At 42.2% G+C, this 20,340-nt stretch carries 13 protein-coding genes and 3 pseudogenes; 14 read left to right on the top strand and 2 right to left on the bottom strand.

Annotation, left to right across the window (positions count from 1 at the left end; translation table 11 throughout):
• Positions 1 to 86: 86 nt before the first annotated feature.
• Together V7K48_RS24345 and V7K48_RS24340 are read left to right on the top strand one after the other, a co-directional pair.
• Positions 87 to 320, top strand: coding sequence for a hypothetical protein (locus V7K48_RS24345; RefSeq protein WP_292824491.1), 234 nt, complete (start codon positions 87 to 89; stop codon positions 318 to 320).
• 117 nt (positions 321 to 437) lie between these two features.
• Positions 438 to 749 (top strand): hypothetical protein, encoded by a 312-nt coding sequence (locus V7K48_RS24340; protein ID WP_335076157.1) that lies wholly within the window; start codon positions 438 to 440, stop codon positions 747 to 749.
• 64 nt (positions 750 to 813) lie between these two features.
• Here the strand turns inward: V7K48_RS24340 and cimA are convergent, their stop codons facing one another.
• The gene (gene cimA / locus V7K48_RS24335) at positions 814 to 2,469 is read right to left on the bottom strand and encodes a citramalate synthase (protein ID WP_335076155.1); all 1,656 of its coding nucleotides are present in this window, start codon (positions 2,467 to 2,469) and stop codon (positions 814 to 816) included.
• Between the two features lie 75 nt (positions 2,470 to 2,544).
• On the opposite strand from cimA, the pseudogene V7K48_RS24330 reads away from it, so the two are divergent.
• The 11 genes and pseudogenes from V7K48_RS24330 (at position 2,545) to V7K48_RS24280 (ending at position 18,252) form a co-directional block, all read left to right on the top strand.
• Positions 2,545 to 2,869: pseudogene (locus V7K48_RS24330) on the top strand (2Fe-2S iron-sulfur cluster-binding protein).
• A gap of 32 nt (positions 2,870 to 2,901) precedes the next feature.
• Positions 2,902 to 3,300 (top strand): hypothetical protein, encoded by a 399-nt coding sequence (locus V7K48_RS24325; protein ID WP_335076153.1) that lies wholly within the window; start codon positions 2,902 to 2,904, stop codon positions 3,298 to 3,300.
• Between the two features lie 119 nt (positions 3,301 to 3,419).
• The gene (gene thiO / locus V7K48_RS24320) at positions 3,420 to 5,420 is read left to right on the top strand and encodes a glycine oxidase ThiO (protein ID WP_335076151.1); all 2,001 of its coding nucleotides are present in this window, start codon (positions 3,420 to 3,422) and stop codon (positions 5,418 to 5,420) included.
• A gap of 137 nt (positions 5,421 to 5,557) precedes the next feature.
• On the top strand, positions 5,558 to 5,737 hold the full coding sequence (gene psb34, locus V7K48_RS24315) for a photosystem II assembly protein Psb34 (protein WP_334975131.1): 180 nt from the start codon (positions 5,558 to 5,560) through the stop codon (positions 5,735 to 5,737).
• 563 nt (positions 5,738 to 6,300) lie between these two features.
• Positions 6,301 to 8,514, top strand: a complete 2,214-nt coding sequence (locus tag V7K48_RS24310; RefSeq protein ID WP_335076149.1) for a tetratricopeptide repeat protein — start codon at positions 6,301 to 6,303, stop codon at positions 8,512 to 8,514.
• A 654-nt stretch (positions 8,515 to 9,168) separates the two neighbouring features.
• Positions 9,169 to 9,906, top strand: a complete 738-nt coding sequence (locus tag V7K48_RS24305; protein ID WP_335076147.1) for a choice-of-anchor K domain-containing protein — start codon at positions 9,169 to 9,171, stop codon at positions 9,904 to 9,906.
• 781 nt (positions 9,907 to 10,687) lie between these two features.
• On the top strand, positions 10,688 to 12,958 hold the full coding sequence (locus tag V7K48_RS24300) for an NACHT domain-containing NTPase (protein WP_335076145.1): 2,271 nt from the start codon (positions 10,688 to 10,690) through the stop codon (positions 12,956 to 12,958).
• Between the two features lie 447 nt (positions 12,959 to 13,405).
• Positions 13,406 to 14,113, top strand: a complete 708-nt coding sequence (locus V7K48_RS24295) for a conjugal transfer protein TrbI (protein WP_335076143.1) — start codon at positions 13,406 to 13,408, stop codon at positions 14,111 to 14,113.
• Between the two features lie 421 nt (positions 14,114 to 14,534).
• Positions 14,535 to 15,068, top strand: a pseudogene (locus tag V7K48_RS24290) (right-handed parallel beta-helix repeat-containing protein); the annotation flags it as partial.
• A gap of 714 nt (positions 15,069 to 15,782) precedes the next feature.
• A pseudogene (locus tag V7K48_RS24285) lies at positions 15,783 to 16,415 on the top strand (S-layer homology domain-containing protein); the annotation flags it as partial.
• A 592-nt stretch (positions 16,416 to 17,007) separates the two neighbouring features.
• Positions 17,008 to 18,252: an S-layer homology domain-containing protein gene (locus V7K48_RS24280; RefSeq protein WP_335076141.1), complete on the top strand. Its 1,245-nt coding sequence runs from the start codon at positions 17,008 to 17,010 to the stop codon at positions 18,250 to 18,252.
• 117 nt (positions 18,253 to 18,369) lie between these two features.
• Here the strand turns inward: V7K48_RS24280 and V7K48_RS24275 are convergent, their stop codons facing one another.
• Complete coding sequence (locus V7K48_RS24275) at positions 18,370 to 19,719, bottom strand: GAF domain-containing sensor histidine kinase (protein ID WP_335076139.1); 1,350 nt, start codon at positions 19,717 to 19,719, stop codon at positions 18,370 to 18,372.
• A gap of 284 nt (positions 19,720 to 20,003) precedes the next feature.
• Here V7K48_RS24275 and V7K48_RS24270 point away from each other — a divergent pair, with 284 nt between their 5' ends.
• Entirely contained in the window at positions 20,004 to 20,321 is a 318-nt protein-coding gene (locus V7K48_RS24270) for a DUF3155 domain-containing protein (RefSeq protein WP_041566316.1), read from the top strand.
• Positions 20,322 to 20,340: the final 19 nt, after the last annotated feature.

Genomic DNA, 20,340 nt, shown 5'->3' with positions numbered 1-20,340 from the left:
CCTATTAGTTTCGTAAAGATTCAGTGAAGAAATTTTAAGAGTTTGTCAAAGTTATTGTTCATTTTGTATTTCTGTAAACCCACGCCATGAATTATCCCATTCCAGACAGTCCCCAGGAAATTGTTGCCCTGCGACAAAAACCGATTGATGAAGAACTAGTTGCTAGTGCGATCGCTGGAGTAATTAAAATTGTCCGCGCTCAAGGTCAATCTTTGGAAGAATTAACCGCTCAGTTGCTAGCAGACGATCCACTGCTGGATCAGCAACAACGTCGCTGGTTGAGCCAATTAGTTGCCCAATCCTGGGAAAAGTTCTCCTAAAACCTTGCATAGGATGAAGTTTTTGTCACAGCATTAGATTTCTAGGTTTGTACCTAAATATTGGCAATGCCTACGGCGGGCTACGCCTACGCATTTTAGGTATATGAGTAACAATTATTGTCAGTATGGGATTGGCAATTGGGTTGCTATTTTGGCATTCATGGCACAGAAGCCACTAAATTAACCATATCAGCGTTTTACCTTGCTAATGAATTTTACAAGAAATTTGGCGGGAGCTTGAAGAGGAACTATGACTTTTCCCTTAGGACTAGCCTCTTTCTTTGGGAGAAGGAGAGATGCCGAAAAGACAGTTCAGGGATTATGCGATCGCACTTGACTACCTGGCTGCAACCAACCCTTGATAGCCGCTTTGATGGTTCTATATTTGCATTACTACCCTTGCCGATACCAGTAATAGAATCGTTCTGAAGTGCGATCGCCTCTCCTTCTGAGCAAAAAGCGTAAAATCCTAATACACTACATGCGGTTTTTGTCAACTAGGGGCTTTCAACGTCGCTTCTGCTTGGGAGTGCAGCAACAAACCGTATTCCAATCCCTCCACTACCGCTTGATAGGAAGCCTCCAAAATGTTGGTGGAAACCCCCACCGTCGTCCAGCGTTGACGACCATTGCCTGATTCTACCAACACACGGGTTTTCGCCGCAGTGCCTGCATGTCCGTTGAGAATCCGCACTTTGTAATCTGTCAAATCAAAGGTTGCTATTTGGGGATAAAAGTTCATCAAAGCTTTACGTAAAGCTGCATCCAAAGCTGCCACGGGCCCGTTACCTTCGGCTGCCTCCAAAATATTTTTCCCGTCAACAGCGATTTTGACTGTAGCTAGGGCATTGCTAGTTTCTTTCCCCTCAATCAAGTCACAGTGGACTTGAAAACCTTTGACTTCAAAAAACTTCTGGCGACCTCCCAAAGCTTCGTGCATCAACAGTACAAAACTTGCCTCTGCTGCTTCAAATTGAAATCCTTCACTCTCCAAATCTTTGAGGCGCTGGAGAATTTCCCTGGCCTCTGCCTTTTGCTGATCGAGTTCAATCCCAAAACTGCGGGCTTTGGCTAAAACATTGCTCAGTCCTGACTGTTCGGAAATCACAATGCGACGACGATTTCCGACTTGTTCCGGTTGAATGTGTTCGTAAGTCAGGGGATTACGTTCCACCGCTGATACATGAATACCCCCCTTGTGGGCAAAAGCCGAACGTCCCACAAAGGGAGCGTGTTCGTCTGGCGCGAGGTTCACCACCTCACTCACAAAACGACTAGCTTCTGTAAGTTGTGTGAGCTGGTCTTCTGTGATACAACTGTAACCCGCCTTCAGTTGTAAATTGGGAATTAACGAACAGAGGTTAGCATTGCCGCAACGTTCACCGTAACCGTTAATTGTCCCCTGTACCATTTTTGCCCCTGCCATCACGGCAGCTATTGCGTTAGCAACCGCCATTTCTGAATCATTATGAGTGTGAATTCCAATTTGAGGAATTGGGGATTGGGAAGATTCTTTCCTAGTTCCCAGTCCCCAGTCCCCAGTCACCCTGACCACATCTTGAACAATTTGGCTAATTTCGTGGGGTAAAGTACCGCCATTGGTATCACAGAGGACTAGCCATTCAGCACCAGATGCGATCGCAGCCTTTAATGTCTGTAAAGCATAATCTGGATTGTGCTTGTAACCATCAAACCAATGTTCAGCATCGTAGATAATGCGACGCCCTTGAGAACGGAGGTACTCAATTGTGTCCCGAATCATCGCCAAATTTTCTTCTAATGTCGTCTTCAGGCTGGTTGTGACATGTAAATCCCAAGACTTGCCAAAAATCGTTACCCAGCGAGTTCCCGCAGCCAAAATATCCTGTAGCATCGGTTCGGTTGCGGCAGTGGAGTTAGGGCGTCGAGTCGAACAAAAAGCTACAATTTCAGCTTGTTTTAGCGGATCTTCTTGGAGTTGCCAAAAAAATTGTACATCTTTGGGATTAGCACCAGGCCAACCACCTTCAATGAAGGGAATTCCCAGTTGATCGAGTCTCTTGGCAATGCGTAACTTATCTTCTATCGATACTGATAGCCCCTCGCGCTGAGTGCCATCCCGTAATGTAGTGTCATAGAGCCAAAGTTGAGGTGAGGAATTTGTGGTCATAAAACTGGGACTGACGAGACAACTTTCGAGGCAATGTGTCAATATACAACAAAAAGCCAGTTTGGCAATTTAAAAATGCCTAAGGTACTAGCTGAAGGTAAAACAATTGAGTGTGAGCAGGGAAGCAATCTCCGAAAAATTTTGCGGCAAAATAGTATTCACCTCTACAATGACGGTGCTAAGGTAATAAACTGTCGGGGCATTGGCAGTTGTGGAACCTGCGCGGTTAAGGTAGAGGGCGAAGTCTCAGCAGCGAATTGGCGTGATCGAGCACGGCGTTCGCTTCCTCCCCATTCTCCTACAACAGACTTGCGTAAGAAACAGTCAAACTCAGGTTTTAGGCGATGTGAAAGTGACAAAGTTTGATGGATTTTGGGGACAAGGTTCTCGAATAGTGTGAACACCAAAAGGTTAAAAAGGAGTTAAGACAAGATGGGTAGATGGACACCCTTAATTTTAATGGCTGGAGGTTTGGCCATTCTGCTTGGTACATTACTAGGCATCAACTTTCCGATGGGCGTACAAAGCGCTAACAATCCTGGTGGCAAAGCAGCAAAAGTCCTGCCAGCTAATATCAATGTTAATAGCAGTGCTGGCAGCAAGAATGATGAAACTGCAACTGAAGGAAATGAAACAACTCAAACAAACCAAACCAGGCGCGGTGTTGTAGCCCCAAGACCTGACAACAGGAGTAACGTTGCCCAGAATCCTGGTGATAATTCAACATCACCTGCTGACAATACAACAGACAGCAATACAGATAATTCCGGAACAGACACGCCATCCAGCAATACAAATCAAGGCAACGAACCAATTCGCGCCTTGTGGTAACGATAGATCCGTCTTTAGTTACGAGTTATAAGTTATAAGTTATGAGTTATTAGTTATGAGTTATTAGTTATGTACTAATGATAAATGGCTAATGATAAATGACTAATGACTAATGACCAATGACTAGTGAGACTGTAATTATTGGTGGCGGCGTTATTGGTTTAGCGATCGCCATTGAACTAAAACTGCGCGGGGCAAGTGTCACCGTGCTTTGTCGTGACTTCCAGGCTGCCGCTACCCACGCTGCCGCTGGAATGTTGGCACCAGACGCGGAAAACATCCCAAATGGGGCAATGCATTCCTTATGTTGGCGATCGCGTGCTTTATATCCCGACTGGACACGCAAACTAGAAGAACTGACTGGCTTAAATACCAGCTACTGGCCCTGCGGTATCCTCGCACCCGTCTTTGAGGAGGCAGGGGGGCAGGGAGTAGGGAAAGATCCCAGAGTAAGAGAAGAAAATTCTCTCCCATCCCCCTCATCCCCCGCTTACTGGTTAGACAAACAGGTAATTCATCAATATCAGTCAGGATTGGGAGCAGAGGTAGTTGGTGGCTGGTGGTATCCTGAAGACGCACAAGTTGATAATAAGGCTCTAGCTCACGTATTGTGGACGGCGGCTGAGTCTGTTGGTGTTGAGCTCAAAGACGGCATTACAGTAGAAGCATTTTTACAGCAGCAGGGACAAGTGGTTGGCGTGCAAACCAATGCTGGAGTAATTCGCGCCGCGCACTATGTTTTAGCTTCAGGTGCTTGGTCAAATGAATTGTTACCACTACCTGTGCTACCCAGAAAAGGACAAATGCTGAGTGTGCGGATACCGGAATTTGTGCCAGAATTACCTTTAAAGCGAGTTTTATTTGGGCAGGATATTTACATCGTACCGAGGCGCGATCGGCTGATTATTGGGGCAACAAGCGAAGACGTTGGCTTTATCCCTGATAACACCCCAGACGGTATTCAAAAATTATTACAAGCTGCCATCCGGCTGTATCCCCAATTAAAGCATTATCCCATCCAAGAATTCTGGTGGGGATTTCGCCCAGCCACCCCTGATGAGTTGCCTATCCTTGGTACCAGCCACTGTCAAAATTTAACCCTTGCTACTGGTCATTACCGCAACGGGATTCTACTTGCGCCTGTAACAGCCGCATTGATTGCCGATTTAATCTTGGAACAAAAGTCTGACCCCCTACTTGCTGATTTTCACTATTCACGCTTCCAATCCAAGCCATCTACCTCTACCCCAATGTTGACTCACTCTGCGAATTTCTCCAACGGGCATCACCCTGCCATATCTCCACAGCACGCACCACTCCCGACTCAAGACTCCCCACTAATTATTGCTGGCAAAACCTTCCAATCCCGCTTGATGACGGGAACTGGTAAGTATCGCAGCATTGAGGAAATGCAGCAAAGTGTTGTCGCTAGCGATTGCCATATTGTCACCGTGGCAGTCCGACGGGTACAAACCAAAGCTCCCGGACACGAAGGTTTAGCTGAAGCCTTAGATTGGACGAAAATTTGGATGTTGCCCAATACCGCAGGTTGTCAAACTGCTGAAGAGGCGATTCGGGTGGCGCGTTTGGGGCGAGAAATGGCGAAATTGTTAGGACAGGAAGATAACAACTTTGTCAAGTTAGAAGTAATACCTGACCTTAAGTATTTACTCCCAGACCCAATTGGGACGCTGCAAGCAGCAGAACAATTAGTTAAAGAAGGCTTTGCAGTATTGCCTTATATCAACGCTGACCCAATGTTAGCCAAGCGCTTAGAAGATGTAGGCTGTGCTACAGTAATGCCTTTGGCATCACCAATTGGATCTGGACAAGGGCTGAAAACAACTGCCAATATCCAAATCATTATCGAGAATGCAGGTGTGCCAGTGGTCGTAGATGCTGGTATTGGTTCACCCTCAGAAGCTGCCCAGGCAATGGAATTGGGAGCAGATGCCTTATTGATTAATAGTGCGATCGCTCTTTCTCCAAACCCAGCAGCAATGGCTCGTGCCATGAATTTAGCAACAGTCGCCGGCCGTCTAGCATACCTTGCTGGCAGGATGCCCATCAAAGATTACGCCAGTCCTAGTTCTCCTCTGACTGGGACGATTACTAGCTAGGAATTGGGGACTAGGGGAATTTTAAATATTTTATACCTGGTCCCCAATACGCAATGTAACGATTTGTCTAGCAGTTTGAGAGCAGATATAGCATTTATGTAACATTAAATGAACAATAAAGATAAAGGAATTAATTCATGCCCTATACAAATGAAGAAGGCGGCCTTCTGAATAATTTTGCCCGGGAACCAAAGATTTATCAAGCAGAACCTGCCACAGAAGGGCAAAAGCGAACTTATATCTTATTAGGAATTGCCGCTACAACTTTGGTTGGCGGTTTGATTACAGTCGCCTTCTTTGTTTCCCAGATCAGTTAAGCATAAAACATTTTACCAAAATTTCATCTTTATAGTTTTTCAGGTTCCGATTTGAAGAGGGGCCTGCTTTTTTCTTTTTTGTTAAAATTGAGTTAGCAATTAAAGTATAATTATATACTGTTTTCTTCTAGACCTGAAGACTCAGTTTATCTTCAGTCGGATAACAACCCACTTAAAAATCATTTTCATTATGAGTTTAACCCACTTGGATGCGCCTATAAAGATCAAGCAATTTTGGATTTTGGACTTTCCTGCGGAACGCTAGGTGTAGCTTGCTTCTCCGTTCGCGGAGCGTCTGTCTGCGACACGCTGCGCGAACGTAGAGAAGGAGTACGGCTACGCTCAGTCGAACGATTTGAGATTAAAGAATTGAAGCATAGCAATCAAGTCACTTGAAAAGTCAATTAATGCAAGGATAATGGAAAAAAGAATTATTCTCGCGTTTAAATTCGCAAGTCTCAAACATACATTAATTTTTGGATTTTAAATCTTCAATTCCATTTTCCAAAATTTGAACATCGTAAATTCGGTGATATATACTGTGTTCTGGCTATTTAGCCGCCATGAGCGTGAATGATACTGCACACAACGATAATTTTGCTTGGAATCGGCAAGTATACCACCGCCTGAAACTTGCCCTCAGTCTTGGCTTACGACGACAACTTTTTTTAGCAGTATGTGATGATTTACACTTAAGAAATCAAGTAGCGGCCCGTCTGCATTCTACATTGGCTTATCCTGTTGGACAAGTGCTATATCAGCCATCAAATGCCCAGCAAAATAGTACTCCAGCTTATCCGCGATTAGTTACGTTACGTTTGAATTTAAACGATCCCAATCCCATAGTTCAAATCAATCAATGGTTGGCAAATTATCCACCGCCAATCATTGGGGCATCAAAAGATACCCCAGGAAGACCTTTTCCAATACCAGCATTTCAGATTGTAGGCGTGGAGCAGCTAACCAAGCAAGCAGTAGCAACACAACGGCTATTTTTGCACTATCTCCGCTTAAGCGAACAATATTTCTCTACACAAGAATCCAGCCGATTTCCAGAATCTAACTTGCTGCTGTGGATACCGCGTCCTTGGTTATCTTCTATCAAGCAATCAGCACCACAATTTTGGCGTTGCCGGACTGGCGTATTTGTGTTTGCCGGAGAACCCACACCAGCAACTCAGAATTCGGGCTATCCAAAACGTTTTTCACGTTCTAGAAGTTGGGATTTAGGGAATATTGAGCAGTCGATTCTAAATGAATCAGTTACCCAAGCAGAACTCCCAACCGCAGCCACCGAGTTAAACTTTCAGAATAATTCCGATTTTCCGGCAGAAACACAAGAGAATGGCGTACACAAAACCCAGGAAGTTTCGCCGTCAACAGCGAATTTATTGAAGACTGTGCCACAACAGCAGGAATCTACTAATAGGTGTGGTAGTGGGAATAATAATCAATCGCTGTCGTCTTTATCTTATATTAGCAGCGAGTTAACGGAGCTAGTAATAGCAACAATCAACACAAATATTACTCAAGATACAGAGGATTACTTACAACCGCAGCAGATTTTGTTGGAGATTGAAAAATTACACGAAAAGCAAGTTCCAGGGGAGGTACTGGCAGAAGCTTATCATCGCTTGGGCATCTTATACCGCCTTCGCATTGAGCAAGGAGAGTCAACCCTAGAAAATCTGATGGTGGGGATTATTGCCTATCAAGAGGCAATTAGCTATGACGAAGCCTCACCGCAACTCCCAGATATGTTGAATGATTTGGGTACACTCTATTGGATGCTATACCGCACACCACCCAATTCTGAGGAGGGACAAACTTATATAGAGCAGGCAATAGAATTTTATCAGTTGGCGTTAAAGATGATCTCACCCCAGACACATCCGGAAACTTACGCTCGTGTGCAAAATAATTTGGGGACAGCTTATGGTGATTTAGCTCGTTTTGCTCACCCATCTGAAAATTGGCAGCAAGCAATATTAGCTTACAGTGAAGCACTCAGCTACCGTACAGCCGACATGGACTCATTAAAGTATGCGGCTTGCCAGAACAATTTGGGTACTGCTTACTGGCATCTAGGGCAATACAATCAACCGATTGTGCATTTAAAGAAAGCGATCGCAGCTTACAACGAAGCACTTGTACACTACAACCCCGAAGAGGAACCGCTCAAGTATGGCATGATTCAAAACAACATCGGTACTGCCTGTTGGAATCTGGCACAATACGAACAACCTACCCAAAATCTCCAGCTAGCAATAGATGTCTACAGCGAAGCTCTCAAGTATCGCACTCCAGCTAATGTTCCCAGCGCCTGCGCCGCTACACAAAATAATCTGGGTAGTGCCTATTGGCATCTAGCAAACCTATCTCAGACAACTAAAGAGGCACGACAAAAGTATTTGCAACTATGCATCAGCGCTTATGAAGAGGCCATAGCCTTGGCTTACTCACTTAGCGGTACTTCTTTAAGTTTTGATTTGCTTGCCTCTCACAATAACCTGGGACTGGCCCATTATCAGCTAGTAATAGATAAGTCTTTTAATGACGACAAAGTAACACGTTCTCAACACTTAGAAGTAGCATTAAACAACCATTTGCAAGCCTTAAACGGATTAAGTAAACAACCAGAGGCTTATCAAACAACCTTCACTTATGTAGTGAAAACTATTCGTGCTTTTCATAACGAATTAGGGATACAAGGACAAAATCTGGCTTTATCTAAAGTTCCTAGTCAGTTGTTGCCAGAGATTTTGTCAAAGTTATAAAGCATAAGCCAAAAGCTTTTGAAGATGAACCTGATTAGGGACTTCTCAAATAAATTGAATCACCCTCATGGTTGTCAAGGTTCAGTTGGGATTCCACCCTTTTTTAATCCCTTGTGATTATCTTTGAATTCAACCAACGAATCACATTCATTCTAATAGTGCGTAGGTTTTGCCCAAAAAATAAAAATATGTAGGTTAGGTTGAGTCACGAACCCCAACATCTTGCTAGATTTGTTGGGTTTCGTAAAGACTTAACTCAACCTACGAATATTCAAAACCTATGCAGTATTAACATTCGTCCTAATCGGGTGGAGAGTGTCAAAAAAAGTAGCTTGATATCAACTTGACAATCATGAGGGAAGTAAGTAAGATAGCGATGTTTATAATGGGCTATGACGCTTGAAGACTCGCTATCGGCGTCGCAAACAGTTTTACTAATTACAAAATAGTAAAACATTTTAACAATCCATAAAGTAAGCTTAATAAATATAAATTTTTCAATAAAATATCGCTAAGTAAATAAATACTTCATAAAAATCGCAACTTGATATTTGCATATTTTCCGTAAATTTACTACGGTAGACTGGAAACTTACTACGGTAGACTGTAAACCTACTTGATAAAGTTCCCAAATGATAGTTAAAACCTAAGTTTATGAAATTAAGTTTTGTTTTCGTTACTGCGATCTCTAGTTTTTTTGTGAGTGCGACCACAGTATTTGGTTTCTCTAGTCAAGCAGATGCTCTAACTTTTTCTGGTGACTCTAATGCTACATGGGGAGAACCTACTCCAGGAAGTATAGATACCAATCCCCTATATACGGGTGTGGGAAGCAACACATTTACTTGGGGTGATCCTAATGTATGTCCAATTCCAAATACTCCTAGTGGGTGTACAATAACAGGCTCAAATAAACTTACCTTTAATGGGAATTCCTTTTCAACTGACATTAATTCTGCATTTAAAATAGGTGATTTAACTTATTTTAATGGAACGGTAGTTGAAGGTACAAGCGTTGAATTTATACCTTTCAATCTGAATGTATCCTTCAGCCCGGCCGTTGGAATCAACCAAGTTTTTGACTTCAACTTGCGTCTAGTAAATACACCTAACGAAGGAACAGATGCTGAAAAGAATGCAGACCTTGTATTTATAGACAGAAATTTGAGTAATCGTAGTTTCACTTTTGAAGGAAATAAATACACGCTTGAGCTAACTGGCTTTAATCCAGATGTTCGCCAGCTAAGTATTAAGGGCCTTGAAGGAGCTACAATTAGAACAGCTATTTATGGCAAAATCAAAACCATACCCGAACCTGCAACAGTCGCAGGTGTATCCTTAATAGGGATATACCTGATGTCTCGGAAAAAATTCTTGGAGAAGAAATACTAAAAGCTTTGGCGGTTAAAATAGCTGTTGCTGTTCGCCCTTAAGGATGTAATTACACTAGAGAATTTTCCAACTCCAATATGAGGTTTATAGCGGTTTTTGTACCCTGCAGGAAGTCTTACGAACAGTACGCCAGTTCACTCAAGTCTGTTAACCCGTCTACACAACTGGCTCCAGTATCCCACGCAATTGAGAACCGCTACATACCTCCATATTTCATACTTGTTGATGGCAATTGAATAAATTTTAACTCAGCATAAGAATTGCTGCGATCGCATCAAAAATTTATCGGACTAACCCTTTCAAGGTGACTCGTAAAATCCCTTGAAAATTAAAACCCGCACTGGCGGGTTTCGTTTTTATGGTTGTGCGACTTCTAATCGCCAAGATATAATTCGAGTTTGGCTAGTTGCGTAGGCGTAGCCCGTCCTAGACATCATTTGACCTTGACCGAGGTATCAACAGTTCAATATATGTATCTATAGATAGCGAATTTTGTTAAATCTAGAAATTGAGGGCGACTCTTCTCGTCGATAACTGCAAGAGTTAGAGAACCAATCACCGTAATCAGCATTACAGTAGCTAATACTTCATCCCTGAGAGGAAATTTCTTGGATAACATTGATCTACTCCCAAATCCTTTGAATCACTACATCCCTAGCTTTACAGGCGGGTGGTTGTTGTAGGCTTAAATACAGGCTTGAGATATGAATAACTTGTGTATGCGATGAGGATGAATTGCCAAATTGGCAGTTAGAATCAGCAAAAGTGTAGTGGCTAGCTTATGTCCGGGCGATCGCTTTCCTGTTCTCCAGAAGATATCCAAAAAGCAAAAAGAGCTTTGATCCGCTGTTCTTTAACTCAAAAGGCATTAGCTGAAGAGTTAGAAGTAACTCGCCAGCCAATCGGAAAATTCTTTACAGGTAAACCTGTTGATCGCAATCTTTTTGTCCAGATTTGCGACAGACTAGATCTAGAGTGGGAAGAAATAATTGCTGAACCAGCTAGTGAACCAGAGATAAATCAAGATAACAGCATTGATATTGATGCGATCGTCCAAAAAGTGCGCGAAAAGATAAAACCCCTCATTCAAGAACGCTGCGGCACAATGCGAGTGCTAGATATGACTCAGCCCGTTGGGTTGAATGACATTTACACCAGCGTCAATATATTGGAGAAAATCACTGGACAGCGGCGGTTAGGAATTGATGAATTATTACAACACTGTAGCAGTCAGGATTTTGACCTCTTTGGACTTAACAGAATTACTGAAAAACGATTACCAGGACTAAAGGCTGTAGAAGAATATCCCAAGTTGATGATATTGGGTAAGCCAGGTGCAGGTAAAACGACGTTTCTAAAGTATTTAGCGATTCAGTGTATTGCAGGTGAGTTTCAGGCTGAACATGTACCTATTTTTGTCACCCTCAAAAACTTTGCCGAAGCTGCAAACAAACCTGGATTATTGCAACACATCACTGAAGAGGCGATAAATCCTATTTCTTCTATTCGAGATGTACTAATCTATGGCAAGGCATTAGTTTTACTCGATGGGTTGGATGAAGTTAAAGAAGAGGATACTAACCGTGTATTAAAGGAAATTCGTGAGTTTTCTGATCGTTTATTAAAAAATAAGTTTGTCATGACTTGCCGGATTGCAGCAAAGGAGTATACCTTTGAGAAGTTTACAGAGGTGGAAGTTGCTGATTTTGACGATGAACAGATTTTAAAGTTTACCAATAAATGGTTTAAGGATAAAGCAGTAAAATTAGAAACTTTTATCAAACGTCTCAAAGAAAATAAACGCATCAAAGAACTTGCCGCTAGTCCACTACTGCTGACGTTGCTTTGTTTAGCATTTGAAGAGTCAGGGGATTTTCCTGCAAATCGTTCTGAGTTATATAAAGAAGGACTAGATGCGTTATTGAAAAAATGGGATGCCAAGCGGGGAATTCAACGCGATCAGATTTACAAAAAGCTATCAGTCCAACGCAAAGAAGATTTACTCAGCAAAATAGCCTTGACTACCTTTGAGGGAAGTGAATATTTCTTCAAACAGAAAGTAGCAGAACAATACATTACAGAATACATCCGCAATTTAACCGATGCTAATACTGACGAAGAAGCATTGCAACTTGACAGTGAGCAAGTTTTGCGTTCAATTGAGCATCATCATGGACTAGTTGTAGCAAGGGCAAAAGGTATTTACTCATTTTCTCACCTCACATTTCATGAGTATTTCACAGCTAGAGAATTTGTGGTTGTGAGACAATCATCAGAGGAAGCGTTGCAAAATATTGTTAGCCACATCATTGAGAAACGCTGGCGGGAAGTCTTTTTACTTGCGGTTGTAATGTCGCCAAATGCAGATCGGTTATTGCTGTTGATCAAAGAAAAAATTGATTTTATAGTGGCTGATGATCATAGGTTGCAAAAGTTTCTTCTGTGGGTAAAAGAAAAATCTCTTTCTGTTAAGGTTTCTTACAAACCAGCTGCACTTAGAGCCTATTACCTCTCCCTCTCCCGCTCCCTCTCCCGCTCCCTCTCGCTCGACCGCTCCCTCTCCCGCTCCCTCTTCCAATCCCTCGACCTCTCCCTCTCGCTCGACCGCTCCCTCGACCTTTACCTCTCCCAATCCCTCGACCTCTCCCTCGACCTTTACCTCTCCCAATCCCTCGACCTCTCCCAATCTCTCGACCTCCCCCGATCCCTTGACCTCTCCCGATCCCGATCCCTCGACCCAGAACTCAAGAATTTGCTGCAAAAACTTCGAGATCAACTACCAAGCAGACAAGACTCGGAAGAATCTCAGAAATGGTGGTTAGCTAATGGAAAGGCTTGGTGTAAAGAATTAAGAGAAGTAATGATTAAATATCGTAATATTGGTCATGATTGGCAGTTCAGTAACGAGCAAAAGGAATTGCTTCAGCAGTATTATGATGCCAATAAATTATTGGTAGATTGCCTAAATAGTGATTGTTATGTTAGCCGTGAAGTTCGACAGCAAATAGAAGATACATTACTATTACCGATCGCAGAGATTAAACAGCGTTAGCAGCAATCTTAAATACACATATAGCAGATAGTTGATCTCTCAGTCCCACAGGTAAATCATTCGTTAAGAAAACGAAAATATTTTCCAAGTCCTAGCAAATCAATCTAGAATAAAAGTAAGAGTTCGCAGTTAGCCACATTCGCCTCTATTCAATGGCTTAGATATGTGGACATAAGGAATAAAGCAGCATTTGGGAACAAAATGATACTCATTTTGCGTCCTATGAATGTCTAGCCTGTGATTTTAGTGACGCACATTAGCAGGATACAAATTCTGAGGAGCGATGTCTACGATGGGCTATTCGACGTCGCGATCGCACAGACTCCTGATCATAATAAGTACTTTTATCTTCGGAATACGCCTATAGACAGGTTTAAAAACAGTCAGAAACAAACTCAGTGAATCACCGTCATTACATACATCACATACACAAAGGACAACCCTCTTATGACTCGCCTACATCAATGGAAATCTGGAACTGCTGCACTTATGGCAATAGCAGTTACAACAAGCGTCATTAGCCCCCTATTGGGCTTTGCTCCTGCTAATGCACAATATAGAACTGGGCAATATGGAAACGTTACCATTGCTTCTGGAGCTACTTTTCCTGTTACCTACGAAAAAGAGACAATTACTATTGCTCCTGGGGAAAGTAAATCTCTAACTTTGAGAATAGCTAATAATATTCTCGACAGAAATAGAAATGTCTTAATTCCGGCTGGTACCAAAGTACATGGACGGCTAGAACCTGTTGACTTAGATAATTATTCAAGAGATACAAGAGATACAAATGATAACCAAGGAAAAGGCGTGCAGTTTATAGCTCAAGAATTAGAATTTTCCAATGGTCAGCGTCAGTCGATTAATGCAAGTTCTCGAACATATACTACAACTGAAAGAGTTTCACGGGGACCCAGCACGAATCAGGTTTTAACTGACGCAGCTATTGGTGGGGGTGCTGGTGTTTTAGGTTCACTAGTTACTGGGAACCGCAGAATTGACGATTTAAAACCTGTTCTCGGTGCGGCTGCGGGTGCGGGTGCGAGTGTACTGTTGCGGAAAAAACAAGGAAATGCTTTTGTCCTCAGACCTGCACAAGATTTAAGACTCACACTGAATTCTAACTTGAATTTAGTACCACAATCCCGCTACTAAATTTAACTCAATTCAAGTCGTGACTTTAATCACCCCTGATAGGTGATCGCCACTTTAACTATAGTGGGCGATCGCCTTCATTTTTAACAGGAGAAAATTATATTTAACAGCAACTCTTCTACCTCTATATCGTCTTAATCAGTATCGATATTTATTGGAATACTTATTTAATTGCGCTATGGGAAGAGCTAAGAAAATCGGCTCCACTGTATTCTCTATTCAAAAGAGTATTCCAAATTACGGAATATCCTGATATTTTTATTAAGTAGTGGCGATAAAGGAGCATTTTCTTGTGGTAATTAAAGGTTTCGGTTTAAGCACATATCTTGCAATTCCTGTAATATTAAGTCTTTTGGCTCAGGGAGAAAGGATAAAAGTATCTTTAGCTGAAAACGTTCATCAGGTATCCACTAACAAGGAAATGAGTCTATCCAGCCGCAAGCTAATCAGCGCGAATTCAAAACCGAAAATATACTATGTTAGTGGTACTGGAAACGACAAAAATAGCGGAATCTCTACTTCATCCGCCTTTAGGACAATTCAAAAGGCAGCAGACCTTACCAACCCTGGCGATACAGTATTGATTATGAACGGAGTATATACAAATTCGCCCAAAGATGTGAGTGTAGTAAGCATTAAACGTTCTGGAACTGCAAATGCATCGATTAGGTATAAAGCATATCCTGGGCATTTCCCAAAAATTCAGCATAATACATGGAACGGTATCCTGATTTCAAGTGGAGCTTCATATATCGAGATCAACGGGCTGGAGGTTATAGGAAACAATGCCAATATAACCCTTGATTATGCAATGAGTGAGAAGACTAACAAACAAAACCCCCTGACGAGTGGAAACTGTATCAACGTTGATGGACGAACCAATGGTCATGTTCATCATATCCGTATTCTGAACAACAAAGTGCATGACTGTGGAGGAGCAGGTATTTCAGTGCTGCAATCTGACTATGTGACAGTAGATAATAACGTGGTGTTTAATAATGCCTGGTACAGCGTTTATGGTGCTAGTGGTATTTCAATGTTGAATAATTGGAATTCAGACACTAACCGGGGATACAAAATGTTTGTGACCAACAACAAGACCTACAACAATCGCATGTACATTCCCTGGATTGCAGTCGGAAAGATTACAGACGGTAATGGCATTATTATCGATAGTTCAAGAAATGATCAGAGTAACTCAAAATTGAGTGCATATACAGGACGTACTTTAGTTAAAAATAATCTGACATTTAATAATGGTGGATCAGGCATTCATACATTTGCAAGTGACCATGTTGATATTGTAAATAACACAGCTGTTTTAAATAATCAGAGTCCAGAAATTAACGACGGACAAATATTTGCTAACCTGTCATCTGATGTCAGAATTTCTAAAAACATTCTCTATGCTTTTCCTGACAAAGATATTAACAGTAACAATAGAAATAAAAATGTTATTTATGATCATAATATCTACATCAATAGTTCTAAGATAAGTGTTAAGGGTACTGACGATATTATTGCAAACTCAGAGTTTTTAAGTAAGCATCCCACTCTAAAAAAAGTATCCGGTGATTGGAAATCGCGGTTAGATAAACAAAATCCGCCCACACGGACTTATGTAGAGTCTAAGTCCGCAGGTTTTGTTTGTGGGCAAGTGACTTATCGTTTGCAAAGCAAACTCATCCAAGTGGGATGCTCTCCGCTATCTTTGGCTCAAGCTACTTTTTCTGATGTTTCATCTAACTATTGGGCGGCACAATTTATTCAACAATTATCTCAACTAGGTGTAATTGCTGGATTTCCTGATGGTAGCTTCCGCCCTGAAGAACCTGTGACACGTGCTCAATTTGCGGCTATGGTCGATAAAGCTTTCCAAAAAGCACAGCAACGGCGGGCAATCAATTTTACTGATGTGCCCAGCAACTATTGGGCATCCAGTGCCATTCAGCAAGCTTATACCATTGGTTTCTTATCAGGTTATCCTGGAAATCACTTTGAGCCTAACCAAGCTATTCCCCGCCAGCAGGTTTTGGTTTCCCTCGCTAACGGTCTGGAATATAGTCCTGGCGGCAATACCGAAAGCACTCTGCAATACTTCAATGATGCCTCTAACATCGCTAGCTATGCCCGTAGCCCGATCGCAGCAGCAACTAAAAAGCAAATTGTGGTGAACTATCCAAATGTGAAGTCCCTGAATCCAACCGCAACTGCTACTCGCGCCCAGGTAGCAGCTTTTATCTACCAAGCATTGGTTAGCTCTAATCAAGCCTCAGCAATTAACTCGCCCTATGTAGTCTCAAGCCCCAGCAATTAACTCGCCCTATGTCGTAACTCAATTCAAGTTGTGACTTTAATCACCCCTGATCGGCGATCGCCACTTTAACTCTAGTGGGCGATCGCCTTCATTTTTAACCCTAAAAAATCTATTTAACAGCAACTATTCTATCTCTGTATCGTCTGACTCAGTATCCATGTTTAATACATTGAAATTTTCTTGCCGACTTACTTATTTCTTTAATTGTACTAAAAGATAATACGGTGATTAGATCAATTCTACTACCTAAGTAGATCGGCGTAAATAATTAAAGGTTTGTAGTGTACCCCTTTGGGGAAACAAGCTATGCAAACAGCGTCTTGTAGAAAATACTAAAGTCCTGATTTGAGGGCTGAAGCCCCTACTACAAAACAATCTTAATATTTTTTACATTACTTAACCTACTTTGTTTTATTCTCACCTACTTACCTACTTCTTTTGACAGATATTTTTTGCTGCTCACTATATATCAAAGGTAATTGTTTTTACAAAGAACAGAAATAATTGGGAACCTAAAACTTCACCAAATGTCTAATTAGTTAACAGTAAAAACACTAATTATACTGGAGTAAAAATAATGCTTACTTTAAATCGTTGGCAATCTCGAACAGCTGCACTCATGGCTTTGAGCATCACAGTCGGTACTGTAGCGCCTTTGATTACAGCTTCACCATCTTTAGCTCAAACTACTTTTTCTGATGTTTCATCTAACTATTGGGCAGCACAATTTATTCAGCAATTGTCACAGCGAGGTGTAATTGCCGGATTTCCTGATGGTAGCTTCCGCCCTGAAGAACCGGTGACACGCGCTCAATTTGCGGCTATGGTCAACAAAGCTTTCCAAAAAGCACAGCAACGGCAGGCAATCAATTTTACTGATGTGCCCAGCAACTATTGGGCATCTAGTGCTATTGAGCAAGCTTATACCATTGGTTTCTTATCAGGTTATCCTGGAAATCGCTTTGAGCCTAACCAAGCTATTCCCCGCGAGCAGGTTTTGGTTTCCCTCGCTAACGGTCTGGCATATAGTCCCATCGGCAATACCGAAAGCACTCTGCAATACTTCAACGATGCCTCTAGCATCGCTAGCTATGCCCGTAGCCCGATCGCAGCAGCAACTGAGAAGAAAATTGTGGTGAACTATCCGAATGTGAAGTTCCTGAATCCAACCACAACGGCCACTCGCGCCCAGGTAGCAGCTTTTATTTACCAAGCATTGGTTAGTTCAAATCAAGCCTCAGCAATTAACTCGCCCTATGTCGTGGCGGCTATCGGGTCTACTACCCCAACGCCTGGATCAGTCACAATTCCCCAAGGGACTGCTATTGCTGTGAAATATGACAAGGCACAAAAAATTCTGGTTACAAAGGATGAAACAGCACCTTTGACATTGACAGTATCCCAAAACGTGGTTACGCAAGACGGATCTGTAGTGATTCCTGCTGGTAGTCAGGTTATTGGTCAACTCAAACCTGCTACAGGCGGTTCTCAATTCGTTGCCGAGAAACTAGTTTTGGCCAGTGGTCAAGAGTATCAGCTTAACGCTACTTCTGAAGTGATTACCAAAACTGAAACCGTCAAAAAGGGCATTAGTACTGGTTCAATTATCAAGAATACTGTATTGGGCGCAGGTGCAGCAACTGCGATATCTGCTGTCACTGGCGATCGCGCCATTGCCACAGAAGAAGTCTTGGGTGGTGCTGGTATCGGTGCGTTGGTTGGTCTGTTCTTTGGTAAGAAGAGTGTTGACTTAATCGCCATTGATCCAAATACCGATTTACAAATGACGATCAATCAGAATTTGCTGGTTTCACTTAGATAGTCAGGAGTTATGAGTGATGAATAATAAGTTATGAGCGATGAGTGGTGAATTGAAGCGAGTTTTTAATTGAAAACTCCTAATTCCTAACTCCTCACTCCCAACTCCTAACTTTTAGTTTTAAACTTCCGGCAACCAAATAATAAACGTAGTCCCCGGCGCATCGGGTGAAGTTAGCTTAGAGTTGATTGCAGGACTGAAAACCTCGATTTCGCCCTGCATTTGCTCTATTAATTGTTTAGCGATCGCTAACCCCAAACCTGTACCGGGGATTTCTGTTTGCGCTTGTACACCCCGATAATGCCGTTCTCCAAGATGCTCTAAATCCTGGGTTGGAATGCCCGGCCCATTGTCACTAATCACAATTCCTTGAAAATTAGCTTTTTCTTGCCCAGCCTGAATCAAAATTTTGCCACCATTAGGAGTGTATTTTAATGCATTATCGAGGATGTTAGTTAATACCTCTCGTAATGCTTTGACGTTAGCACGTACTAAGGGTGAATTCTGTTGAATTTCAGTTATTAATTTTAGCTTTCGCTCTTGAGCAATTGCTTTAACTGATATTAATAATGGTTCTAATATATCTGCTAGCGAGCAGTCAACTGCTTTATCTCCCGTTCCCGGCAATAATAACGGTGGTTTAGCAGATTTTTGGATAGTTGCTTCTACAAATACTTCATTTTCTGCTAGATGTAGTGGTGCTAAATCTGCCTCTGTCAAATCAATTACTTGATCAAATTGTTGCAGCAATTCTTGGAGGCGATCGCTTTCCCGCACAATACTATTTGCCACATCTCGGTTAGGGTCTGCTGGTCGTAATCGCTTCAATAGCAGTTTGCCAAAAGTCCGCAACGCCGTTAATGGGTTACGAAACTGATGCAACAAGTTATCCAGCAAATCCCGCTGTTTTTCTTGGAGAATTTGTTGCTCACGCAACTGTTGCTCAAACCATGCTCGCCGCTGATCTAGAATACAAGCGATCGCCAGTGTTTGGGCTATCCGTTGAATCTGACTTTCCTCGTGTTCATTCCATGCGCGGTCTTCCCTGCCTGTCACCAGTAACCCCATCATCACACCCTCATAAATCAGAGGTAAAACAATTTGGTTCCCACTAAGTAGGTATTCCTCTTTTAGATGGGGTTGAGACGCATCTGGGATCTCAGACTCCCGTGAAGAGGTTGAAGATTCTGCCCCTGCTGTCAATAACCTTCTCTGATGATTGGGTAATACAAACACATTTCCAACTTGAAGTTGCTTGTGTACTGTCGCTTCAGCAATCTCCTCCCCTGGCGCTAATAATGCTGTTTCCGGGTAAATCACCACAGGAATCAGTTTGGCCTCACCTGAAGGAGTCTCTACCAATTCTTGTGTTAGGTACACAATACTTAAAGTTGCTCCCAGCCCTTGGGTTAGTAGCGCTATTTGCTCTCGACACAGAGCCAGAAAATCGGAACTGGCAGACATTAACATTTTTTAGCTCTTGCTCAAGATTACAGATTTTAAGGCATGATTAAGAGAGGATACTTAGTTTTTACCTCACTCATTTTATAAAGCTTAACTAAAATCTTCTTAGTCATGGTTTGTACTAAGGGATTATATTTTTAGCTGCTTTTGTTTCATTTATCTCCAAAGATATTAATTTTCTTGCATTAAAAGGTAAAAAACTATTGATATTTTGAACTAGAACTTATATAATGACGACGGATTTTGTAGCTATCACTACAATCTATAGCTTGAAAGAGGAGGACAATAAATTGGCAAGGAGACGCAAAAGGAAAAGTCGTCGTCGTCAGGAAGGACGGCGGATTCTGGAACATGTGCCTCAATATAGCATCGAAAGTGGCGAAGAAAAACCTGTGACAGCAGCGAGAAGATTCATTCAAGCTGAAGGTATTTTGCCACCGGCGTTGCTACTCGTAAAGCGAAATGAACACACCACAGACCGTTATTTCTGGGCAGAAAAGGGGCTGTTTGGTGCTCAATACGTAGAAGAAAACCATTTCTTATTTCCCAGCTTGAGGGTGTTAGAACCTTCCCCAGGTCAAGAACCTCTTGCTTTAGCTAGTCGTTGAACCAGAAATGGTCATCTTA

The sequence above is a fragment of the Nostoc sp. genome, assembly GCF_036919615.1.
GTDB lineage: Bacteria > Cyanobacteriota > Cyanobacteriia > Cyanobacteriales > Nostocaceae > Nostoc.
The sequence above is the reverse complement of the archived record's forward strand: the minus strand, read 5'-3'. Positions and strand labels throughout refer to the sequence as shown.